This is a genomic window from Pseudomonas sp., from assembly GCF_041601375.1.
GTDB lineage: Bacteria > Pseudomonadota > Gammaproteobacteria > Pseudomonadales > Pseudomonadaceae > Aquipseudomonas.
Window position 1 is genome coordinate 1 of record NZ_JBFIIG010000248.1, and the last position, 5,044, is coordinate 5,044.

Consider the following 5,044-nt stretch of genomic DNA (forward strand, 5'->3'; position numbering starts at 1 on the left):
CGCCTCGAATATCTGCAAATCGAGCGGACACCCCGGGAACAACAGGGTATTGAGCGGGAACAGGGGTAGCTTCATGGGGGCCTCTCAGCGATTGTGAACATATCGAGCGCCGTCGCAGCCGACGTGTGTGGCGATCCGCAGGGGTCATTCGGCGCAGGCAGTGCACCTCGGTTCAGTGACGCGGCAGCAAGCTGGCGGGTTGTCGCTGCGCGCCGAACGGATCGCCGCCCGAGCCGCCCTACCTCCGAATGGAACCCCGCCCAAATGCCCTACGCCCCGAACGGACTACCGATGGTTGAAGCAATTGCAGTAGCCGGAGATTTTTTCACAGCTGCTCAGACCAGGAATATGATCGCCAGCGGCAACAGCACCGCGGTGAGCATGCCCATCAGGCTCATCGCCAGCGCGGCGAACGCGCCGCATTCTTCGCTTTCCTGCATGGCCCGCGCGGTGCCGACCGCATGCGCGGTCATGCCCAGGGCCATGCCGATTGCCGCGTGATGATGCACCCCGCACAGGCGCAACAGCGCCGGGCCGAGCATCGCCCCGACCACCCCGGTGATCATCACGAACACCGCCGCCAGTGCGGCAATCCCACCGATCTGGCTGGCCACCAGCATGGCGATCGGCGAGGTCACCGACTTCGGCGCCATGCTCATCAGCATGATCGAGTCGGCGCCGAACCACCAGGCCAGCGCCACGCCCAGCACCGTAGCCACCACCCCGGCGATCAGCAAGGTCAGCACGGTCGGCCAGAACAACTGGCGGATCCGCCGCAGGTTGAGGAACAAGGGCACCGCCAGGGCCACGGTGGTCGGGCCGAGGAACAGGGTCAGGGCTTCGGCGCTGACCCTGTACTCGGCGAAACTCAGGCCGCACAACAGCAACACGCCGATGACGATGGCCGTCGACACCAGCACCGGCTGCAGGAACATCCAGCGGGTCTTCTCGTAGGCGGCGATGGCCAACTGATAGGCGCCCAGGGTGATGCCCGCACCGAACAAGGGGTGATGGGTGACCGCCTGCCAGGCGCCGTACCAGTCCGGGTTCATGCCTCCTCCCGGCGACGCTGCTGGCGCTCGATCAGCTTCTGCATCATCCAGCCGGCGAACACCACCGACAGCACCAGCGACAGCACCAGCGCCCCAACCACGGCCCAGAAGTCCGCGGCAATCGCATCGGCATAGGCCATCACCCCGACCGCGGGCGGCACCAGCAGCAACGGCAGGTACTTGAGCAGGTTGCTGGCGGCGAGGTGCAAGGGCTCGTCGACCTCGCCATGCACCAGCAGGAACAGCAACAGCAGCAACATGCCGATAATCGGCCCCGGCAACATCGGCAGCAACAGGACGTTGAGCCCGGTGCCGAGCAATTGGCACAGCACCAGCCAGAACAAGCCGCGTAACAGCATGGGTGAATCTCCGATTCAAGTGACGAGTACGGTCACGCCGGCGCGAGCGGAAAATGCATGAGCACAGCGCCGAGACCCCGGCGAACCGCGGCCATTATAGGCAGGCAAAGCGCCTGTCTATAACCCGCTATTCAGCAAGACACTACAGGCTTGACCCGTTGCACAGCGCATGATGATCTAGGAGCTCAGCGACTCGCTTCGACTCGAACAACAAAACCCCGCTTCCTCAAGGAGGAACTATGCCGTCAGTACCCGTAGCAGAACTCAACGACTATGTAGGCAAGGAACTGGGACGCTCCGCCTGGCTGACCATCGACCAGCAGCGCATCAATCAATTCGCCGAATGCACCGGCGACCATCAGTTCATTCACGTCGACCCGGAAAAAGCCAAGCAGACCCCCTTCGGCAGCACCATCGCCCACGGTTTCCTGTCGTTGTCGCTGATCCCCATGCTGATGGAAGACATCATGATCATGCCCCAGGGCCTGAAAATGGCCGTCAACTATGGCCTGGACAGCGTGCGTTTCATCCAGCCGGTCAAAGTCGACTCCAAGGTACGCCTGGTGGTGACCCTGACCGACGCCACCGAGAAAAACCCCGGCCAGTGGCTGCTCAAGGCCCGCGCGGTACTGGAAATCGAAGGCCAGGATAAACCGGCCTACGTCGCCGAACCCCTGACCCTCTGCTTCGTCTGATCTGCGCCGGCATACCCGGCGTTCGCTCGACCGAGCGAACGCCGGTTATGCACTGCCTCTTCGCGGCACGGCAGCACCAAGTCAACGGATTACGGCATACTTCCGGCAACACCCGAATCTGGATGCTTGCCATGCGCCGCCTCGCCCACCTCGCGCCCCTGAGCCTCGCCCTGCTGCTTGCCGCCTGCGGCGACGGCGAACCCCTGTTGCCCGCAGACGCGACACTGCCCGACGGCACGCGCTATCGCGGCGAGGTGATCGACGGTTTACTGCAGGGCCCCGGCCGCCTGGATTACCGCAACGGCAGCTGGTTCGTCGGCGCCTTCAAGGATGGCCAGCGGCATGGCCCCGGCGAATGGCATGGCGCAAATGGCGAGCGCTACGTCGGCGAGTTCGCGCAAGGCGTCTTTCATGGCCAGGGCACGCTCCACTACCCTGATGGCAGCAGCTACCAGGGCGGTTTCGCCGGGGGGCGGTTTGCCGGAGAAGGCACCCTCAAGCAGGGCGATTTGGTCGTCTATCGCGGTGCGTTCAAAGACGATCTGTTCCATGGCCTGGGCAGCCTCGAGCGCGCCGATGGCAGCAGCTTCCACGGTCAGTTCCGCAAAGGCCTGGCGCATGGCCAGGGCGTGCGCAGCGACGAGTACGGCAACCAGTTCAGCGGCCAGTTCGCCAAGGGCCAGCTGCAAGGCCCCGGCAGCTTCAAGAGCGCTGGCGGCGACCTCTACAGCGGCGCCTTCCGCGACAACCAGTTCCACGGTAAAGGCCGCTACCAGAGTGCCGCTGGCGATGTCTGGAGCGGGCAGTTCGTCGAAGGCGCATTCACCGGCGCGGGCGAATTTCAGGGCGCCGAGGGCGAGCGCTACCTCGGCGAATTCCGCGACTGGAGCTACCACGGCCAAGGCCGCCTGCAGCTGGCCGATGGCAGCCTTTATCGGGGCCGCTTCAAGCATGGCGAGTACGCCGGTGACGGCACCCTGACCCTCGCCGAAGGCAACCAGCAGAGCGGCACCTGGCAGCGCGGCCGACGCCTGCGCGACGAGCAGGGGCGCATGCTGCCCGACCCATTGGAGCTCGGCCTGCTGGCGCAGGGCCGCCTGCTCGACCAGGCCATCGCCGAGCTGCCCGCCTCCACCCCCGCCATCGAACTCTACGCCCTGACCCTGGCGGGCGACGGCAAGCAGAGCGTGTTCATGCGCGAAGCCGATTACGTCGCCAATCTGCTCGGCGAACGCTTCGCCGCCCATGGCCGCATCAGCCTGACCAATCACCGCGAGCAGATCAGCCAGCGCCCGCTGGCCACCCGCGAAAGCCTGCGCCGCGCGCTGCAGGCACTGGCCGAACGCAGCGGGGCGGAGGACCTGATCTTCATCTACCTGACCAGCCACGGCTCGAGCCAGCATGAGCTGAATCTCGACCAGCCGCGCCTGCAGCTCGACGACCTGCCTGCCAGCGAACTGGCCGTGCTGCTGCAACCGCTGCGCGAGCGGCACAAGGTGGTGGTGATCTCGGCCTGCTACTCCGGCGGTTTCATCCCCCTGCTGCAAGACGACAAGACCCTGGTGATGACCGCCGCACGGGCCGACCGGGTGTCCTTCGGCTGTTCGGAGGAGAACGACTTCACCTACTTCGGCCGCGCCCTGTTTGCCGAAGCCCTCAACCAGACCGATGACCTGCAGCGCGCCTTCGAGCTGGCCAAGGCGAAAGTCGCCGAGCGCGAACTCGCCGATGGCTTCGAGGCCTCCGAGCCACAAATCTGGCCAGCCAAGGCGGTCCTGCAACACTGGCGCGCCCTGCGCGAGCAGCAGGCCAGCCGAGCGTTGAGCACCGCCCGCGGCGAGCAGACCGCCGCCAGCCCCGCCCCACTCGGCGGACAAAGTATCGAGCGCAGCACGCAGTAGTTTTTCAATGGCCTGTTAAGCTGATTGATATCAGCGGAGACCCCACGACCATGTATTTGACGCCCCAGCACATCCTCCTTGCAGGTGCCACCGGCCTGACCGGCGAACACCTGCTGGATCGCCTGCTCAACGAACCTACGGTCGCGCGCGTGCTGGCGCCGAGCCGCCGGCCATTGGCCGAGCACCCGCACCTGGAAAACCCGGTGGGCGAACTGCGCGACCTGTTGCCGCAACTCAACGGCCCGATCGACACGGCCTTCTGCTGCCTGGGCACCACGATCAGGCAAGCCGGCTCGCAGGAGGCCTTTCGCGCCGTCGATCATGACCTGGTCGTAGCCTTCGCCCAGCGTGCCCGCGAGCTCGGCGCGCGTCACCTGCTGGTGGTCAGCGCCCTCGGCGCCGACCCCAAGTCCTCGGTGTTCTATAACCGGGTCAAGGGCGAAATGGAGCAAGCGCTGCAAGCCCAGGACTGGCCGCAGCTGACCCTGGCACGGCCAGCCCTGCTGCTCGGGCCGCGCAACGAATTCCGCCTCGGCGAGCGCCTGGCCGCGCCGCTGGTGCGCTGGTTGCCGGGCAAATACCACGGCATCGAAGCCACCGTCCTGGCTCGCGCCCTCTGGCGCCTGGCCCTGGAAGAAGACCACGGCCTGCGCGTCATCGAGTCCGACCGGCTGCGCCGCCTCGGCCGTTGATCCTTAACCTTCCCTATCGAGCCAACCCATGAGCACAACCCACAGCAACCTGATCGACGCCCTCGAAGCCGCCGACATGCTCGAAATCGATGACCTCTACGCGTGGCAATTCAACCTGGACAAGGAGCTGCTGGCCCAGGTCAGCGCCGGCTCGGCCAATGCCGACAGCCGGGATCAGCCACTGCTGAGCATCGACTGCGTAGACGGCAGCGCCCGCCGTCACTGGCAGTTCTCCCTGGCCGCGGTGAGCGCGGCGCGCTTCGATGACGAGACGGACAGCTGGCTCCTCACCGAGGACAGCACCGAGCACCGGATCAAATGCTTCGCGGCAGTCAGCGGCGACAA

General features: G+C 65.7%; 6 protein-coding genes and 1 pseudogene. 4 read left to right on the top strand and 3 right to left on the bottom strand.

Annotation, left to right across the window (positions count from 1 at the left end; genetic code table 11):
• The 3 genes and pseudogenes from ABZE94_RS20240 to ABZE94_RS20250 form a co-directional block, all read right to left on the bottom strand.
• Positions 1-75, bottom strand: a pseudogene (locus tag ABZE94_RS20240) (ATP-dependent protease); the annotation flags it as partial.
• A 260-nt stretch (positions 76-335) separates the two neighbouring features.
• Positions 336-1,052, bottom strand: coding sequence for an LrgB family protein (locus ABZE94_RS20245; protein WP_372877845.1), 717 nt, complete (start codon positions 1,050-1,052; stop codon positions 336-338).
• Entirely contained in the window at positions 1,049-1,411 is a 363-nt protein-coding gene (locus ABZE94_RS20250) for a CidA/LrgA family protein (RefSeq protein ID WP_372877846.1), read from the bottom strand. Before ABZE94_RS20250 ends, ABZE94_RS20245 begins: the two co-directional genes overlap by 4 nt.
• Positions 1,412-1,650: 239 nt before the next feature.
• Between ABZE94_RS20250 and ABZE94_RS20255 the strand changes: the two genes are divergently transcribed.
• The 4 genes from ABZE94_RS20255 to ABZE94_RS20270 all read left to right on the top strand — a co-directional run.
• Positions 1,651-2,106 (top strand): MaoC family dehydratase, encoded by a 456-nt coding sequence (locus ABZE94_RS20255; protein ID WP_372877848.1) that lies wholly within the window; start codon positions 1,651-1,653, stop codon positions 2,104-2,106.
• A gap of 131 nt (positions 2,107-2,237) precedes the next feature.
• A complete protein-coding gene (locus tag ABZE94_RS20260) occupies positions 2,238-4,007 on the top strand; it encodes a C13 family peptidase (RefSeq protein WP_372877850.1) in 1,770 nt (589 codons plus the stop codon).
• Positions 4,008-4,057: 50 nt separating this feature from the next.
• Positions 4,058-4,699 (top strand): oxidoreductase, encoded by a 642-nt coding sequence (locus tag ABZE94_RS20265; protein WP_372877852.1) that lies wholly within the window; start codon positions 4,058-4,060, stop codon positions 4,697-4,699.
• 28 nt (positions 4,700-4,727) lie between these two features.
• Positions 4,728-5,044: DUF5629 family protein (locus ABZE94_RS20270; protein WP_372877854.1), on the top strand; the 317-nt coding region annotated here is incomplete at its 3' end.